The following is a 17,898-nucleotide window of genomic DNA, read 5'->3' as shown; positions in this document are numbered from 1 at the left end:
GTTTGCAGTTTTAAACTGCAAACTTTAAAAAATCACCATTTAACTTCAGTAGTTAACATATACTTGCTCTCTTTGTCATCGCTTTGGGTATTATCTGGGTCAATAACAAAAGTGTTTGCTATAAATTTTACATTTTTATTATATTTATATGCAATACCCGCAATCCACTCTTTTCTGTCTGTATCATTATTGCCTGATTCATCTGTCCATTTGTCATATCTTGCTAAAATTGACCATTTATTAACTGGTCTGAACTCTCCATTTATACTCCATCCATGACCATCATAGATTTTATCGCTTGGTTTTGAAGTTGCATACATTCCTGCAAGTAAAAACATTGGTTGGTTATAAACTGCATGTATAGCATACCATTTAAAATCATCAGTTTTATAATCTGAACTAGATTTGTCATTTGTACTATTTTTAAAGTCTGGATTTATTTGGCCTAAAAATGATATATCTGCATATGTATCGCTTGTTGTATGAACATGCTTTTTGCCAGTGCCAAGAAGGTGTGCTGTTAATCTCCACTCAAAAGATAGTTTTGTATTTTCTTTATCTTTTCCATGATACCCTTCGCCATTAAATAAACCAATTTCACTTGTAAAATAGTCTGTTTTTGTTTTAAAGTTAATTCCTTGGTCTGCTGAATTTGTTAAATGTGCTCCTTCATGCTCTTCAACAAAAGTTTTTGCAATACTTCTATAAAGCCATCCATGATGCTCTTCCCAGTCTATCCAAGGCCTATGTACTTGACCAAATTCAACTCCAGTGTATGGTAAAACATTATCAAGATATAAATATGCATATTTTAATCTTACTTTCCAATCACCTGTATCATCTTGATGTGTATCAAGTGTAATTCTTGCATAATCTTTTTTATTCCAATATGCTTTAAGTTGTAGATAGTTTCTTCTTGTTTCAAATCTATTGATATCAGCTTTATTATCATCTTCATAGTTAATATGTGTAAAACCAAGATAATGAACACCGTTAATTTTTAGTTTTGGAACTTTACTAAAAACCTCTGTTGCTTTTGTCTCTTTTTTCATCTTTTGTGTAATTTCTTGAGTTGTTTTATAAACTTCATCTTTTGAGATAAATTCTCCAAGTTTTACTCTGTTAGGACCAGGTTTTGTATATATTGCACCACTGTCTTTATCTTGATAAAGAGTTATAGTTGTTGCCATTGCTGATGTTGCTAAAAAAGCCATAAGCGATAGAGTTATCTTTTTCATAAAATTATCTCCTGATAAATTTAATATAAAACTATTTTGAAATAGTATAATTCTTAAATTACAAATTGATTACATATTATATATTATTTGTAACTATTGTGTTATCTGTTTTGATTAAAATTTTCATATGGGAAAGATTATGGAGAAATTTTTAATAGCAGTTATAGAAGATGAAGTTGATCTACTTGAACTTCTTGAATATAGATTGGAAAAAGAGGGATTTGAAGTTGAAGGATTTTTATCAGCAAAAAATGTTGAAAAGTTTTTAAATGAAGCTGATGTTGATTTGATGATTATTGATAGAAATTTACCAGGACTTGAAGGAAGTGAATTTGTAAAAAAAATAAGAGATAAAGGTATAGATGTTCCAGTTATTTTTTTGAGTGCAAAAGATGCTGATATAGATATTGAGACAGGATTTTTAAGAGGCGGTGATGATTATATTACAAAACCGTTTAATATGAATGAGTTGATTTTAAGAGTAAAAGCTATGCTCAAAAGAACAAAACCGCAAAAATTTGAAAATACTCTTCTATTTAGAGATATAAAAGTAGATTTGAAATCAAGAGAAGTATTTATTGATAATAAAAAAGTAGAGCTAACAAAATTGGAATTTGACCTATTATATACTTTAATAAAAAATAAAAATGTTGTTTTGACAAGAGATTATCTATTAGAGCATGTATGGGATAAAAATGAGATTCATCAGGATAAAACTGTCAATGTTGCTATTAAAAGATTAAAAGAGAAAATTGATCCAAATAAAGATAAAAATTATATAAAAGCTATTAGAGGAATAGGTTATAAAATATGCTAAAACTAAATCAAATTTTTTTATATCATCTTTTTTTATTGCTTATTTTACTTTTTTTTCTCATTTCTGGTGTTAGTTATTATACTTTGAAAAATGTAGAAATAAATCATTACAAAAGTAGACTAAAAAATACAATTTTACTAATTGAGCCTTTAATTGCAAATACAAAAAATTTAGATGATTTAACAAAAAAAATTAAAAAACTCACTAATCAAAGAATAACTATCATAAATAGAGATGGTGTAGTTATTGGTGAGAGTGATTATGATAAAACAAAAATGGAAAATCATAAAAATAGGCCAGAAATTATAGAAGCAGATAAAAAAGGATGGGGTGAAAAAATAAGATATTCAAAGACATTAAAAGAGTATCTATTGTATGTGGCAAAAAGAGAGGGCAATATATTTATAAGGGCAGCCATATCATTAAAACAGATAAATAACAACTTTCTTGCATTATGGTTAAAATTTTTAGCTATTTTTGCAATTTTTATATTTTTTGCTCTTATTATCTCTTATTTTTTAAGTAAAAAAATAAATAATGAAATAACAAAACTTTTAGATTATTTAAATGCAATTGCAAATAAAAATTATAGTAAAAGTTTGAGTGTGAATTTTGCAAAAGAGTTTGAAGAGATAGGAGACTATCTTAAAAAATTAACAAAAAAATTGAAAAAAAGAGAAGAGAAAAAAGATAAAATTAACAAAAAACTCAAACAAATCAACAAGCAAAGAAGCGAATTAATATCTGCAATAAGTCATGAATTTAAAAATCCTGTTGCTGTAATAAATGGCTATGTTCAAACTCTTATGGAAGAGGAAGATTTAGATAAACAGATGCAAAAAAAATTTTTGGAAAAAATATACAATGCAAGCAGTAAAATATCTAATATGATAGATAGATTAAGAGTTGCAATCCAGTTTGAAAATAATGACTTAGTTCCTAAAAAAAGCAGATTTGATATATGTATTGTTGCTAAAGAGGCTGTAAAACTATTGAGAGATAAATATAAAAATAGAGAAATTATATTTGAATGCGAATCAACAGAAGTTTATGCTGATAAAACTATGATAGAGATGGTTTTAATAAATTTAATAGATAATGCATTAAAATATTCTGAATCAGAAGTTAAGGTTTTGATAAAAAACAAAGAGATAAAAGTTATAGATAAAGGTATTGGAATTAAAGATGAAGAGATTGAAAAAATTACAAAGAAATTTTATAGAGCACGAAGAAACAGTTGGGATAATTCAATGGGTTTAGGTCTTTATTTGGTAAATTATATATTAAATCTTCATAATTCAAAACTTGTAATCTCTTCACAATATAAAAAAGGCTCAACTTTCTCATTTAAATTATAGATAATTCTTCAATTTTTTTTATCTTGCATTTAAATATGTTTTATTAATCTAGCAGATATTTCTCAAAAATAGAAAAAATAGATATTAATTTACAAAAAATTTATTAATTTTAGTTATAGTTAAGTTTGTAATGTTAATCTATTAATAGCTACAAAGTAGCGGTAAAATCGTTATTTTAGTTAAAGTTATGCTTGTTAGAAGCTAAACTTATATTTAGGTGAGTGGTTGAGTAAGTAAAATAATAAAAGCTTACTCACATTACTAAACTCACTTACCTTACTCACCTACAAAAAAGGAGTGCATATGAAATTGGGTTTTTTGGTTGACCTAGACCTTTGTATGGGTTGCAAAGGGTGTGAGGTTGCTTGTAAAGTGGAAAATCAGGTTCCACTGCATAGTTGGAGGCTTAGAGTTAAATATGTTGATGTAGGAGAATATCCTGAAACAAGAAGAACATATACACCTCTTAGGTGTAATCACTGTGAAGATGCACCATGCGAGAGAATATGTCCTGTTAGTGCTTTGCACTATCTTGATAATGGGATAGTTAATATCGATAAAGAGAGATGTATTGGATGTGCTGGATGTATGATGGCGTGTCCATATGGTGCAATATATATGGATCCTGTTACAAATACAGCTGATAAATGTACATATTGTGCTCATAGAGTTGCAAGTGAGATGATGCCAGCCTGTGTTGTAGCATGTCCCGTAGAAGCAAATATTTTTGGAGATCTTGATGATCCTACAAGTCATATTTCAAGATATATTATGGAACATCAAAAAGATGGAGGAGTAAGAGTTAGAAAACCAGAAAAAAATACACATCCTAAACATTTTTACGTTGGAGGTGGTGAAGTTCATCTTAATCCTCTTGCAAGTAAAAGAGAAGAGGGATATAGTCTTTTTAATAATATAACTCATTTAGACCATATAGGAGGTCACTAATGGTTGAACATACAGTTGCAGCAACAAATGCTATAGTAACATTGGATGTGCCTATTCCTCAAGTTATTTGGGGTTGGATGATTACTTTAAATATGTGGGCAAAAAGTATAGGAACTGGAGTTGTTTTTGTAGGTGCTTATCTTTTAGCAAGATATTCAAAAGAGACTGGCGATAAAGTAAAAGTTTTAATGCCAATTATCTCATTTATATTTTTAAATATATTTTTACTATTTACACTGTTAGATCTTCATCAACCATTTAGAATGTGGCATATATTTTTCTATCCACATTTTACAAGTGCTATAACAGTTGGTGCTTGGATGGCTACAGTATTTACGGGTATAATATTTATTTTAGCAGTAATAGCTGTTAAAAAATATCTTTTGAAAAAAGAGTGTAAATTAGAAAATTTATATTCTCCATTATTAAAATTAGCTGTTATATTAGCAATCCCTGTAACTATGTATACTGCTACAATTATGGGAGAAGCAACAGCAAGAGAGCTTTGGCAAACGCCAACTGAACTTGCACAGATGTTGCTTGCAGCACTACTTTGCGGAAGTGCAGTGTTTTTGTTAATAGGTGGAAATTGGAGTTATGAAGTTAAAAGAGATTTGGCAATCATTCTTGGAGCAAGTGCATTTTTAAGCTTTACAATATACATGGGCGAATACTACTTTGGACATATGAAAGCTGAAGAGGTTGCAGCAATAATTGCATATGTAAAAGAGCATGGTGTAATGCATGAGTTGTTTTGGGCAGGTCAATGGCTGGCTTTTATAATTCCAATGATTCTTGTTTATTTTAGTTTAAAAAGTAAAAGTGGATCGCTTTTATATCTTGCAAGTTTTTCGGCTATTGTGGGTTTATATATAGCAAAACATGTATGGCTAATAATTCCACAATTACTACCTCTTAGTTAAGGAGAAGAAATGAGTTTTTTAGAGAGTAGAAGAAATTTCTTAAAAGGTACAGCAGCAACAATAACAGGGGCTGTAGTAGCTAAAGGTGTTTTTAGTACAATTGTTGAAACACCAGCATTAGCAAATGAAACAACATTTACAAATACACCAAAAACATTGCAATTTTATCCTCCTCTTGAACAGTGGGATGATTTTAAAGAGCTTGATGGTGAAGATTGGAAAAGAGGTGGTATAGATAGAAAAGGTGTTCAAAGCAAAGATAATCCAGATGGAATCTATGTTAATGAATATATTATAGTCCCAACAGTATGTAGTAACTGTGAAGCTGGATGTGGTTTAACTGCTTGGGTTGATAAAAAGAGTTTAACAGTTAAAAAATATATGGGAAATCCACTTCATACAGGAAGTAGAGGTAGAAACTGTGCTAAAGGTTATGGTACTTGGTCACAAATGTATGACCCAGATAGAATACCATTTCCACTAAAAAGAGCTCCAGGTAGCAAAAGAGGTGAAGGAAAATGGGTAAGAGTTACCTGGGATGAGGCAATGAAAGATATCGGCAAAAAAATTGCTGAACTTCTTGAAAAAGGTGATGAAGTAAGCAGAAAAATGTTTATCTATCATGTTGGTAGACCAAATGAGAACGGTTTTAGTGGAAAAGTTCCTCATACTTTAGGATTTGATGGATTTGATTCTCATACAAATATATGTAGTGCAGGTGCTAGACAAGGATCTATTCAGTGGGCAAATGATGATAGAAACTCACCAGACTGGGCAAATAGTCGTCTTATTTTCTTACAATCATCTCACGCAGCAGATGCCGGGCACTATTTTCAACAAAGTGCAGGTTTAATCGCAGATGCAAGAAAAAAAGGTGCAAAACTTGTAGTAATTGATCCAAGACTTTCAAATAGTGCAGGTATGGCTGATCTATGGCTACCAGTATGGCCAGGTACCGAAGCAGCTCTATATTTATATTTAGCAAATAGAGTATTAAATGAAAAAAACAGAAATGGTGAAGATTTGGTTGATCATGAGTTTATGAAAAATTGGATCAACTGGAAGAAACTCATGAAAGATAAAGATTATCTAAATTTCATAAAAGATAAAGGTTATATCTCAAAACTTCCAAATGATGAGAGTTATGAGAGCTTTATCGAGCTTTTAAAAGATCTTTACTCTCCTTATACTTTAGAATTTGTTGTAAAAGAGTGTAAATTGGAGGGTCAAGAGTATAAGCTTGAAAAACTTTGGGAAATGATAGTAGATGCAGAAGATAAAATATCTACATATTTATGGAGAGCTGGAACTATTGGACACCGTGGTGGATGGATGAATACAAGAAGTGGATTTTTGCTTCTTGCATTAACAGGTTCACTTAAAGGTGATATTGGTGGTGTTAGTTGGCACCATTGGCATGAGGTAAGTGTAAATGGTAAATTTTTCAAAGCTACAGTTGCAGGAAAACAGCCTGAACGTGTAGATACTTGGAATGATTACTCTTGGCCACCTGAATATCCACTTTCTACATATGAGATGAGCTTTTTACTTCCTCATCTAATTATGGATGATGAGTGGAGAGAAAAGTGGAATAAAAAAGGTTTTAAAGTTGCTGATAAAATTGCAGTATGGGTTCCAAGAATGTACAATCCAGTATGGATAAATCCAGATGGATTTAGATGGATTGAAGCACTAAAAAGAGAAGATAAATTTGAATTAACTTTTAATCTTTCTCCAACTTGGAGTGAAACTAACTGGTATTGTGATTATGTATTGCCTGTTGGACTTGCAGGTGAGAGACATGATCAGCAATCAGCTCCAACTAAGCCTGAGCAATGGACTGCTTTTAGACAGCCAGCACTAAGAGTTGCACTTGAAAAAATGGGATGGAAACCAAAAGATCCAACAAGAGCAACACTTGAAGCTCATATGAAAGCTGGTCTTGGAGAAGTTTGGGAGGAGAATGAGTTTTGGGCAAATCTTTTTGTGCATTATGTTGACCCAGATGGAAAATATGGCGTTAAAAAATATTGGGCAAGTAAAGAGGATCCAAATAGAGCAATTACTATAGCTGAACTTTATGATGCAGCATTTAGTAATTTACCAAAATTGAAAAAAGCAGCAAAAGCGGCATATCCAAATAGTAAATATCCTTGCTATGAATTTATGAGAGATAGAGGTGCGTGGACAGAAGAGACTGATGTTTATAAGCCTCAAGAGGAAGAGATCCCTTTTGATGGTGAATATTATACAATTCATGGTAAAAAAATACATAAAGACCATGTAGAAAAAGATGAGTATGATGTATTACATCATGATGGAAAGCCTTTTGGTATCGAGATAAATGGTAAAGCATATCATGGATTTCATACTCTTGATAAGAGACTCGATTTCTATGTTGATTGGTTGGCAAAAGATTATCAATGGCCAGAATATGCTATTCCTATCTATCCAAGAGATGATAAAGAGAAAAAAGAGATGATACACTTAGTTACTCAAGTTCATCATGATTATATTAAAAAAGAGAATCAATTTGCTCTTAATACAATTTATAGATTGCCATACAATATCCATACAAGAAGTGTTAACTCTAAACATTTAATGGAGATAAGCCAAAACCACAATCCTGTTTGGATTCATACTAGTGATGCTAAAAAACTTGGAATTAAAAAAGGCGATAAGATTAGAGTAAAAATAGTTGATACTGTAAGTGGACTTGAGAGTGGATATTTTGTTGGAATGGCAGTGCCTACTGAAGCTACAAGACCTGGAGTTTTAGCATGTTCACACCATGCAGGAAGATGGAAACTTAAAAATGCAGTAGAAATCCCAGGTTTTGAGCACAGACTAGGTGTTATGGGTGTTGGTGCTCCGCTTTATAAAATGGAGATGGATGGTAAAATTGGCAAGATGAGAGCAAAAGAGGGAATTGATGCAGGTGTTAAGAAAAGAGAAGATAGCTGGCAATTTAAAGAGATAAATAAGGATCTTGATAATATCTGGTGGGATGGGCTAACTGGTGCATGGCAAAATGCAGTTGCTCCTGTTCATCCAGACCCAATTGCAGGAAATCATGCTTGGCATCAAATGGTTTACATTGAAAAAGCAAAACCAGAGGATAAATTTGGTGATGTTTATGTAAATTATGAAAATAACTTCAAAACATATCAAGCATGGAGAGATAAATTAACAAGACCAGTTAATGAAAAGATGAAGTTTAGAAGACCACCTTGGATAAAAAGACCAGCAACGCCTCTTACTCTTAGAGCTTATAAAAACCCAATGCATAATGCATAAAGCATAATTTTCCTCCGCATATGCGGAGGAAAATTAACTACCACTACTATCGCCTATTATAAACTCTTCATAATATCTCTCTTCATCAGATTTTTTATTTTTTAATGATTCAAGATATTTTGCAAGTAGTTCAATCTCCTTTTGAGATAAATTTTTGGCAAATGGTTTCATCATATCTGCTCGATTTGAGTTAATTTTTTCATATTTGTAGCCTTGAAGTTTTTTTATTAGATAACTGCTACTTTTTCCAGCAAGTTTTGGAAAACCATTGCCACCTTGAGCATTTGACCCATGACAGCCATAACATCCATGTTTTGTATATAATTTTTCTCCTAAATCTGCATATGAAAAAAGAGATAATAAAAATAAAACAATAAAAATTTTTTTCATTTAATCACTCCAATTAAGAGGTTTAAAGATATCTTTTGGTATTATAAATATATATTATACTAAATTAATGAGGTTGTTTATGAGTATTACAAAGCAAAGAAGTTCAATCTATTCTCTTGCATCTAGAATTTTTATAACAGAGATGGATGAAGATACACTATCAAAAATTGAAAAACTTCCAAATTTTAATAAGCTATTTCCAAACTATTATGAGTGGGATAAAAGACAAAAAACCAGTAGATATAAAATGATAAATGAGGTTTTAAATGTGGATTTTACAGATATTTCAATTTTACATCTAATTCCATATGAAACATTTTATATTCGTGAAGATGCAATGATTGAAAGTGGTGGGGCAAATCCAGTTATACAAATCTATAATGATTATGGCTATAGAGTAGATTTAGATAGAGCAAGAGCAGTGAGCCCTGACCATATTGGTATAGAATTAGAATTTATGAAAATGTTAATAGATGCCCAACAAAGAGCAGAAGAAAACAAAGATTTAGAAGCTGTAAAAGAGTTAAAAGAGGCTCAAAAAAAATTTTTAAAAGAGCATATTTTAGAGTTTGCTCCAATGTATCTCATAAATGTTGCTGAGCAAGCAAGAACTCCTTTTTATAAAGATGCAGCAAAGATGGTTTTAGAGTTTTTACTTGAAGATTATGAATATTTAAATAGTTAATGGATTTAAGGAAATATTTGTGAAGATAAAATTAAATCCAAGTAGCTGTGTTAGGTATTACTCTAAATTTAGCGAATGTAAAGCTTGTGAGGAAATATGCCCAAAAGATGCTATCAAAACTGAAGAGTCTTCTTTAAATATTTACCAAGATGAGTGCATTAGTTGTGGAGCATGTATTGGAGTGTGTCCTACTGAGGCTTTGAATTTAAGTGGTTTAAATATGACAAACTTTTTCTTTGATTTTTTAAAAAGTGAAGAAGAAACTATTAGCTGTAAAACAAATTTTGTCTGTTTAGCAGGTTTGAATGTTGAATATTTAGTATCTTTAGGATTATTAAAAGAAGTTGTTTTAGATATTGGACATTGCGAAAATTGTGAAATAAAAGATAGCTGTTATAATAAGATTTTACAAAATATAGAAGAGGCAAATTATATATTATCAACAATAAGTGATAAAAAAATAAAAAAAGAAAAACTCTCTCTTACAAAAGAGGAGATTGAAAATAGAAGAGAGTTTTTTAATATTTTTACTCTTAAGGGTGTTGCCAATACTATAAAAGAGGTAAATGAAGATATAGAAGCTTTAGATAATCCAAAAGTTAAACTTCCTACACATCTAATAAAAGCGATAAAAGAGAAAAATATTCCAGATAAAAGAAAGATTTTCTTTACTGTTTTGAAAAAGATAGAAAAACCAAAAGAGTACAAATATCTTGAAAATGAGTATCTAACTTTTATTTCTCAAAAAGAGATTGATAGTAGCTGTGATAACTGTTCAATCTGTTATAGAATATGTCCAACTGGGGCTTTGTCTTCAGATAAAAAGGGTTCAAAAATATTTTTTGATTCACTTTTATGTGTTAGATGCCATTTATGTCATGATGTGTGTGAAAAAAATAGTATAAAACTTTCACAATATTTTGATACAAAAGAGTTTTTTGAGCCTGAAGAGAAAATTTTGGCTAAATTTAATATTGTTAAATGCGAAGATTGTGGTATGCCATTTTCCTATTTTGGTGGTGAAAAACTTTGTCAAAGATGTAAAATTGAAGAAGAAGAAGCAAAAGATTTATGGGGAATATCTTAATTAGGTGGGAAGGAGATAATGTGGTAAGAATACCAAAAAGGAGAGTTTTTGAAGCCTGAAGAGATTCATGGAAAAAAGCTTATTGCTGTAGCTGGGAAAGATGTTTTTGGAAAATCTTTTATAAATGTTGTCAATAAAGAGATAGCACCAAAAAATCTTTTAATGATTGGAATAAATATAAATGAGGATGATTTTGGATTTTTTATACATAATTTAGAAAATTCTAAAGTTGAAATTACAATTTTTATGCCAGAATATCAAAAAAAGGCTGCTGATTTTTTTAAAGTTGATGGATATTTATTGGTTTGCTATAAAAAAGATGGAAAATTAAAATTTATTACAAATGATAAAGAGACAATGATTGATGATAGAAAACTTTTAGAATTAACAAATAGGTTGAGATAGGTGAGTATGGTGAATGGTTATTGGTATATTGGTTATTAGTTATTGGAGTTAAGGTTGAAGGTTAAAGGATTTAGTGATAGTAATGGTGTGTTACTAACACTAATTCCAAATTCCAAGTTACTAATAACTAATAACCAATGTCTAATGTCCAATGTCAAAAATATAAAATAAAGGAAAAAAATGGATATAAATTTTGATGATTTAAAAAAAGAGTTTGATGCTTTAAAAAATGTAAAAGAAGAGAGTTGCGAAATAAGTTGCGAAGAGCCAGAAGAAGAGGGTGGATTTATAGAGATAGTTCAAAAATATCTTCTTGCTCCTGCAAAATGTGGAGTATATTTAAGTAGATTAGATATAAAAGTAATAGGATTAAAATTTGGCGAAGATGTTCAAATTAGAGAGAGAAGAAGAATGCTAAGAGATATTTTAAAAGCAGTAACTTCAAAAGATGATTTAAAAAAACTTTTTGATATTATAAAAGAGAGTGTTGATGAAAAGCTTACTGTATATAAGGAACTTACTGAAAATTTTCCATCATCTAAAGATATTTTTGAAAACAGATTTGAAAAGGCACAAAATTTAAAAAATAGACTTGATTTAATTCTTGAAGAGATAAAAGAGGAGGAGATTTAGCCTCTTATTGAGGCATCCCTCCCATTGGTGGCATTCCACCCATTGGAAACATAGGCATAGGTTGACAACTAATAGCTTGATCTATAGGGATTATAGTGGTTCCATTTTCGCCAAAATCCTTAAGATACATAACTTTTTTGCCATTTTGAACAACTTTTACTATTCCCAGTTTTTTATTTAGCCAAATTTCTCCCTCATCTGTTTTATAAACAACACAATCAAGTTTTTTACCAGTTGGCGTAGTATAAGAAGAGTGTTTGATTTTTGGATATTTTCTTTTTATTTCATGAGGATTTTCATATTTTGGAGTTGAATCCTTAGAATAGCTTTCTCCACCTTGAGCCATTCCTTGAAGTGCCTGCATATCTTGACACATTAGACCCATAGGAGTTTGTGTGGCTACTTTTAATACTTCATATTTTTTTGGATCATAAAGCATCATTGTTGCCATATTTTGCCCATCAAAATATACTTGATTTTCTAAAACATAAACTTTTTTACCTTTATAAGTTGTTTCTCCTGCAAAAACTGTTTTCATTTTTGTTTTTGTACCATCTTCATTAATTACAATATGTTCAGCCCAAAATCCCTTTTTAGGTTTAATATCACCAAAAGTATATCCACCAAGTCCAAATCCCATACCAAAATAAGCAAATGATAATGATGATAGTAGCATTAAAGATAAAATAATATGTAAAAATTTTTTCATGTTTACTCCTTTTTAAGATCCTCTTTCAAATAGTCTATAACTATTTAAATTAAATCAAGATAAATTTTTTAGAAATTACATAAAAAATACCTGTAAGAAGGCCTGAAAGAATCCCGGCTAAAATATCATCTGCCATTACAGCAATCGCACCTTTTAAATTTTTTTCTAACTTTCCTATATATGAGATTTTTGTAATATCAAAAAATCTAAAAAGAAAAAAAGCTATAACAATCCAAAAAATTGAAATTGATGGCAATATACTTATCGCAATCCAAATACCAACAATTTCATCAATTACAATTTTTTTATCATCATGAGTGTTTGTTTTTCTTTCATATTTATTAATCTCTTTTATTGCAACTATTGTTACAAGAATTGCTAATAAAAATAGAGAAGATTGAGGTAAAATTTGTAATATTAAAAAAGCTAAAATGGCACCAAATATACTTCCCCAGGTACCTGGAGCTTTTGGCAAAAGACCTGTATAACAGCCAGTTATAAAACATTTTTGAAAATCCATTAAATTTCCTTTATTAACCGATTTGATACATGATTCGTAAATGGTTATCAGTAATGAGTTATCAGTTATTAGTAATCTAACTCTATAATTTGATTCTTAACTCTAATAACCAATACACCAATTACTAATAACTAATTACTAATGCCACTTATTAAGTTAAAGATGTTGTCTGATATAGCTTCATTAGCTCGATATAAAAATCTTTTTCGCTATTTTCTTCCATAATGCCAGAAAAGGGTATAAAGTTATAATATAATTTTTCTAAATTTTTAAATCTATTTGGAAAAAGTTCGCTTAGCATAATAGCGCTTATCTCTTTTCTAACTAAAACTGCAGGAGGCAAAATACCTTGTTTTAAAAGTTCAAGTATCGATTCACTATTGTAATGAATATGGTGATGGCTTCCATGGGGACATGTATTTGTACTTACTAATGTTTTGCACTCATTACAATAAACAAATTCACTAATAGTTTCTATATTTATATTAATACCCTTTAAAATATCAAAAACACTTTTTATTGTATTTTTATCATAATAAAGTCCAACTCCAGCATGATTTTTCCCAACAACTAATTTATTACATCCAAAATTTTGTGCAACTATTGCATCAAGTATGACCTCATTAAAACCTGCAAAAATATATGTATTTTCTAATGGGACAATAACTACTCTGTTTTTTGGTAGATAATTTTTAACAAAATAGTTTACTGTTTTATATCTAAGCTCATATGAAAACTCATCTTTTGAATATGGTTTTAATAAAAATATAACGATAAGATCGCTATTTTCAAGACTTAGTCTAATCAATCTTTCATGTGCTCTATGAAGAGGTTTTGCTGCCATCATAATAGCAGTAATATTTTTTGCACCAACCTCTTTTTTTGCTTTTTTAATAATCTCTTTTGTTTTTTTAATCTGTTCAAAATCTACTTCGTACTCTCCAGAAACAGCATAATTTCCAAGTCTTTTTAATGTATCTTGAACACCTGGATGAGATAAATCGTCTGTACCGTATATATTTTTCACTCTCTCTTTTGGGTTAATTTTGAATATCTCATCTATTTTTATTTCACCAACTTTTTTTTCATTTACTATTAAATCTAAAATTTCGCCTTTTTTTGCATTTTTTAAAATATCTTCATTTTTTTTACCACTGGGAGCAAGAATAAAAGAGAAAGGGAATGTTTTTCCTTTATAAGTTTTCGTTTTATCTACTTCTTGAGCCTCTTCTTTGTTCATAAGATGTGTAACTGGATTTAATATTCCCTCTTTTGCTAAAGCTAAAGTTGCAAGAGCCTCTTGATCAATATAAAGAGTTTTATTTTTTCTTGAATATTTCATATTTTTTCCTCTTTTCCCACAAGCTTTTTCTAGAGATTCCAAGTTTTTTTGCTAAAGCGGTATCAGGAAATTTATTTTGATAATTTAAAATGATATATTTAACATAATCATCAATTGATAAAATATCGTTTCTATCAAAAATTTTATTATCACTTTTTAGTTCTATAAAATTTAATGGAATATCTTCTTCTATAGCCTCTGTTGTTGAAATGAGTGCATTTTTATTTTCAATTATCTCAAAAAAACTCTTTTTTTCACTTTTTTTCAATGTTTGAAAATCAGTAATATATAAAAGTTGTGTATCTTTTTCACTTTTTATTCTATTTAAGACGCCACTATCGCTTAATGAGTAAAATTTAAAAGGCTCTCCATATATTTTTGCAAACTCAAATGCATAAAAATCTGCAAATTTTTGATAGTTAGTTTTTATAAGAAGAGGAAGAGTTGTTTTTGTTGATATATTATCTATGTTTATACCTTTTAATGAAAATTGAAGATATTTTTTAAATGCATCATTTTCTTTTTTTAATTTTTCATAATCTCTGAAATGGTTAATTTTTCTAATAAGCTCTTCCATCATAAATGGCTTTAAAATATAATCTTTTGCTCCAGCTTTAAGTGGATTAGATACAGTATCATTACTTATATATGATACTAACAGTATAATAATAGAGTCTTTATAATGCTCTATTACTGGATAGAAATCTTGACCATTGATATTTGTAGATAATAAAACTGCATCATAATGTTCATCCTTAATTGCCTCTTTTATTGTTGCAGCAACTTCACATGTATGTCCAATTTCAGCAAGCTTTGCAGCTATGCTCTGAGCAAGATATATCTCATTTTCAACAATTATAATTTTCATTTTTTACCTCCAAGGACAGATGTCCAATCAAAATATTTTAAATTTGCACTGCTTAAAACAGCAGTACCTTCTTCTCTTCCTATAAATCCCATTTTTTCTGTTGTTGTTGCTTTTATATTTATTTTTGATTTATCAAGATTTAAAATTTTTGATAAAGAGTTTTTTATCTCATTTTTAAAAGGTGAGATTTTAGGTTTTTGGGTGATTATAGTTGCGTCAATATTAACTATCTCAAAGCCTGTTTTTTCAATAATTTCAACAATCTCTTTCAATAAAATTTTTGAATCTATATTTTTATATTTTTCTTCATTGTCTGGAAAAAACTCTCCTATATCTCCATATCCAGCTGCACCAAGGAGTGCATCAATTATTGAATGTATTAAAACATCTCCATCAGAATGACCTTTAAAACCATACTCTTTGGTTATCTCTACTCCTCCAAGCATTAAAGGCTTGTTTTTAACAAATGGATGGATATCAAAACCATTTCCAGTAAATATATCTTTTGCTGGTGGTTTTAAACATTTAATATCTTCAAGATCTTCTATATAAGTTAATTTTTTAAATGTTTTATCACCTTCTATATATTCTACTTTTCCCCCATACCATTTTATTGCACTACTTTCATCAGTAAAAATTATATTTTTTGACAAAGCCTCTTTTAGAATTTTTGTATTTGATAGCTGAGGTGTCTGAATAAGTTTAATTTCTTCTCGATCTATTGTTTCATTTTTATACACAACTGTATCACTAACATTTATATAAGGAGCAATACAATCAGCTTTACCAATATACTCGGTTATCTTCTCAATAAATTCTTTATTTATACAAACTCTTGCAATATCACTAACAAGAACATAATCACTGTCAATATGCTCAAGTGCATTTATTAATGACTCTTGTCTAGTTTTTCCACCTTTGACAAATGTGAAGCCTGCCATATTTTGCATGAGTTTTAGTTCATAATCTGAAGCAGTTATAACTATTTTTTTAAATTTATAAAAATTTTCAAATCTTTTTGCAACAAATTGCCAAATAGGCCAATTTTCCACTCTTAACCACTGTTTTTTTGTTTTAAGCTTAAACCTTGAAGATTCACCTGCACCAAGTAACACAAGACTTAAATCAGACAATATTAATCCTTTTTCTTAATGTGTTACAAAATTATACATTATAAAAGCTTTTTTTTATCTTTTTTATGTAACATAACAGATAAAAGATGTGAGAAAGTTAGATAGTGAGAAAGTAAGCAAGTAAAATATAAATTACTTTCTAACTTTCTAACTTTTTTACTTTCTAACTTTTAAATAAGGATTAAAAATGAGAAGAGAATGGATAGAAAAAAGAAAAAATGACAATGTTAGAACTCAGATGTATTATGCAAGACAAGGGATAATCACTGAAGAGATGCACTACGTTGCATCAGTTGAAGGGTTAGACCCAGAGCTTGTAAGAAGCGAAGTTGCAAGAGGAAGAATGATAATTCCAGCAAATATTAATCATATTCACCAAAAGCCTATGGCTATTGGTTTAGCTGCTAAATGTAAAATAAATGCAAATATTGGAAGCTCAGCGCTTGCTAGTGATATAGAGGGCGAAGTTGAAAAAGTAAAAGTTTGTCAAAAATATGGAGCTGATACAATAATGGATCTCTCAACAGGAGGAGATCTTGATGCAATAAGAAGTGAAGTTATAAAAAATGCTGAAGTTCCAATAGGAACAGTTCCTATTTATCAAATTTTACATGATTGTAATAATAAGATTGAAGATTTAACAATTGATAAGATGCTTGAAGTAATCGAGCGCCAAGCAAAACAGGGAGTTAGTTATTTTACAATACATGCAGGATTTTTATTAAGATTTATGCCTTTGGTTGCTAAAAGAAAGATGGGGATAGTAAGTAGAGGTGGAAGCTTAATGGCTGCATGGATGATGCATTATCATAGAGAAAATCCTTTTTATGAGGCATATGATGATATTTTAGATATTTGTAGAAAATATGATGTAAGTCTATCTTTGGGAGATAGTTTAAGACCAGGATGTTTATATGATGCAAGTGATGATGCGCAGCTAAATGAACTTAAAGTTTTAGGAGAACTTACTCAAAGAGCATGGGAAAAAGATGTTCAAGTTATGATAGAAGGACCAGGTCATGTTCCTATGAATCAAATTGAAAGAAATATAAAAATAGAAAGAGACTATTGTCATGAGGCACCTTTTTATGTTTTAGGACCACTTGTGACTGATATTGCAGCTGGATATGATCATATTGCAAGTGCAATTGGTGCAGCAATGGCTGGATGGTATGGCGCAAGTATGCTTTGTTATGTTACTCCAAAAGAGCATCTTGGACTTCCTAATGCAAAAGATGTTAGAGAGGGAATAATTGCATATAAAATTGCAGCTCATGCAGCTGATATTGCAAGAGGAAGAAAAGGAGCAAGAGATATAGATGATGCAATGAGTGATGCAAGATACAATTTTGATTGGAATAAGCAGTTTGAGTTAGCTCTTGATCCAGATAGAGCAAAAGAGTATCATGATGAAACTCTTCCTCAAGATGTTTTTAAAGAAGCAGAATTTTGCAGTATGTGTGGACCAAAATTTTGTAGCTATAAAATAACTCAAACTATTATGGAAGAGCATGGAGCATAAAATTATTGGTAATTGGTAATTAA

The 17,898-nt window shown here is 29.8% G+C and carries 17 protein-coding genes; 10 read left to right on the top strand and 7 right to left on the bottom strand.

Annotation, left to right across the window (positions count from 1 at the left end; all coding sequences use genetic code 11):
- Positions 1-32: 32 nt before the first annotated feature.
- On the bottom strand, positions 33-1,238 hold the full coding sequence (locus tag QML81_RS00370; protein ID WP_281951209.1) for a porin family protein: 1,206 nt from the start codon (positions 1,236-1,238) through the stop codon (positions 33-35).
- 139 nt (positions 1,239-1,377) lie between these two features.
- On the opposite strand from QML81_RS00370, the gene QML81_RS00365 reads away from it, so the two are divergent.
- The 5 genes from QML81_RS00365 to QML81_RS00345 all read left to right on the top strand — a co-directional run bounded on the left by QML81_RS00365 (position 1,378) and on the right by QML81_RS00345 (position 8,581).
- Positions 1,378-2,055 (top strand): response regulator transcription factor, encoded by a 678-nt coding sequence (locus QML81_RS00365; RefSeq protein WP_281951208.1) that lies wholly within the window; start codon positions 1,378-1,380, stop codon positions 2,053-2,055.
- Positions 2,049-3,413: a sensor histidine kinase gene (locus tag QML81_RS00360; protein ID WP_281951207.1), complete on the top strand. Its 1,365-nt coding sequence runs from the start codon at positions 2,049-2,051 to the stop codon at positions 3,411-3,413. The genes QML81_RS00365 and QML81_RS00360 overlap by 7 nt, the downstream gene beginning before the upstream one ends.
- Positions 3,414-3,716: 303 nt before the next feature.
- Positions 3,717-4,361 (top strand): 4Fe-4S dicluster domain-containing protein, encoded by a 645-nt coding sequence (locus QML81_RS00355; RefSeq protein ID WP_281951206.1) that lies wholly within the window; start codon positions 3,717-3,719, stop codon positions 4,359-4,361.
- Complete coding sequence (nrfD, locus tag QML81_RS00350) at positions 4,361-5,284, top strand: NrfD/PsrC family molybdoenzyme membrane anchor subunit (protein WP_281951205.1); 924 nt, start codon at positions 4,361-4,363, stop codon at positions 5,282-5,284. Before QML81_RS00355 ends, nrfD begins: the two co-directional genes overlap by 1 nt.
- Before the next feature lie 9 nt (positions 5,285-5,293).
- Positions 5,294-8,581 (top strand): molybdopterin-dependent oxidoreductase, encoded by a 3,288-nt coding sequence (locus QML81_RS00345; RefSeq protein WP_281951204.1) that lies wholly within the window; start codon positions 5,294-5,296, stop codon positions 8,579-8,581.
- A 33-nt stretch (positions 8,582-8,614) separates the two neighbouring features.
- Here QML81_RS00345 and QML81_RS00340 read toward each other — a convergent pair whose 3' ends face one another.
- Entirely contained in the window at positions 8,615-8,971 is a 357-nt protein-coding gene (locus QML81_RS00340; protein ID WP_281951203.1) for a c-type cytochrome, read from the bottom strand.
- Positions 8,972-9,050: 79 nt separating this feature from the next.
- Between QML81_RS00340 and QML81_RS00335 the strand changes: the two genes are divergently transcribed.
- From QML81_RS00335 to QML81_RS00320, 4 genes are all read left to right on the top strand, one after another.
- Entirely contained in the window at positions 9,051-9,656 is a 606-nt protein-coding gene (locus tag QML81_RS00335) for a TorD/DmsD family molecular chaperone (protein ID WP_281951202.1), read from the top strand.
- A 19-nt stretch (positions 9,657-9,675) separates the two neighbouring features.
- On the top strand, positions 9,676-10,743 hold the full coding sequence (locus QML81_RS00330; RefSeq protein WP_281951201.1) for a 4Fe-4S dicluster domain-containing protein: 1,068 nt from the start codon (positions 9,676-9,678) through the stop codon (positions 10,741-10,743).
- Positions 10,744-10,791: 48 nt separating this feature from the next.
- Positions 10,792-11,148 (top strand): hypothetical protein, encoded by a 357-nt coding sequence (locus tag QML81_RS00325; protein ID WP_281951200.1) that lies wholly within the window; start codon positions 10,792-10,794, stop codon positions 11,146-11,148.
- Between the two features lie 180 nt (positions 11,149-11,328).
- Complete coding sequence (locus QML81_RS00320) at positions 11,329-11,781, top strand: hypothetical protein (protein ID WP_281951199.1); 453 nt, start codon at positions 11,329-11,331, stop codon at positions 11,779-11,781.
- A 4-nt stretch (positions 11,782-11,785) separates the two neighbouring features.
- On the opposite strand, the gene QML81_RS00315 is transcribed toward QML81_RS00320, so the two are convergent.
- From QML81_RS00315 to QML81_RS00295, 5 genes are all read right to left on the bottom strand, one after another.
- A complete protein-coding gene (locus QML81_RS00315) occupies positions 11,786-12,490 on the bottom strand; it encodes a hypothetical protein (protein ID WP_281951198.1) in 705 nt (234 codons plus the stop codon).
- Positions 12,491-12,539: 49 nt separating this feature from the next.
- The gene (locus tag QML81_RS00310; protein ID WP_281951197.1) at positions 12,540-13,010 is read right to left on the bottom strand and encodes a phosphatidylglycerophosphatase A family protein; all 471 of its coding nucleotides are present in this window, start codon (positions 13,008-13,010) and stop codon (positions 12,540-12,542) included.
- 151 nt (positions 13,011-13,161) lie between these two features.
- Positions 13,162-14,352 carry a sulfate adenylyltransferase gene (locus tag QML81_RS00305; RefSeq protein ID WP_281951196.1) on the bottom strand — a complete coding sequence of 397 codons (1,191 nt, stop codon included), beginning with the start codon at positions 14,350-14,352 and terminating at the stop codon, positions 13,162-13,164.
- A complete protein-coding gene (locus QML81_RS00300; protein WP_281951195.1) occupies positions 14,330-15,220 on the bottom strand; it encodes a response regulator in 891 nt (296 codons plus the stop codon). Before QML81_RS00300 ends, QML81_RS00305 begins: the two co-directional genes overlap by 23 nt.
- Positions 15,217-16,353, bottom strand: coding sequence for a bifunctional 2-C-methyl-D-erythritol 4-phosphate cytidylyltransferase/2-C-methyl-D-erythritol 2,4-cyclodiphosphate synthase (locus QML81_RS00295; protein ID WP_281951194.1), 1,137 nt, complete (start codon positions 16,351-16,353; stop codon positions 15,217-15,219). The genes QML81_RS00300 and QML81_RS00295 overlap by 4 nt, the downstream gene beginning before the upstream one ends.
- 187 nt (positions 16,354-16,540) lie before the next feature.
- Between QML81_RS00295 and thiC the strand changes: the two genes are divergently transcribed.
- Positions 16,541-17,875 (top strand): phosphomethylpyrimidine synthase ThiC, encoded by a 1,335-nt coding sequence (gene thiC / locus QML81_RS00290; protein WP_281951193.1) that lies wholly within the window; start codon positions 16,541-16,543, stop codon positions 17,873-17,875.
- Positions 17,876-17,898 lie beyond the last annotated feature (23 nt).

Origin of the sequence: Nitrosophilus kaiyonis (assembly GCF_027943725.1) — a bacterium.
GTDB classification, from domain to species: Bacteria; Campylobacterota; Campylobacteria; order Campylobacterales; family Nitratiruptoraceae; genus Nitrosophilus_A; species Nitrosophilus_A kaiyonis.
This window is presented reverse-complemented; position numbering and strand designations above follow the sequence as displayed.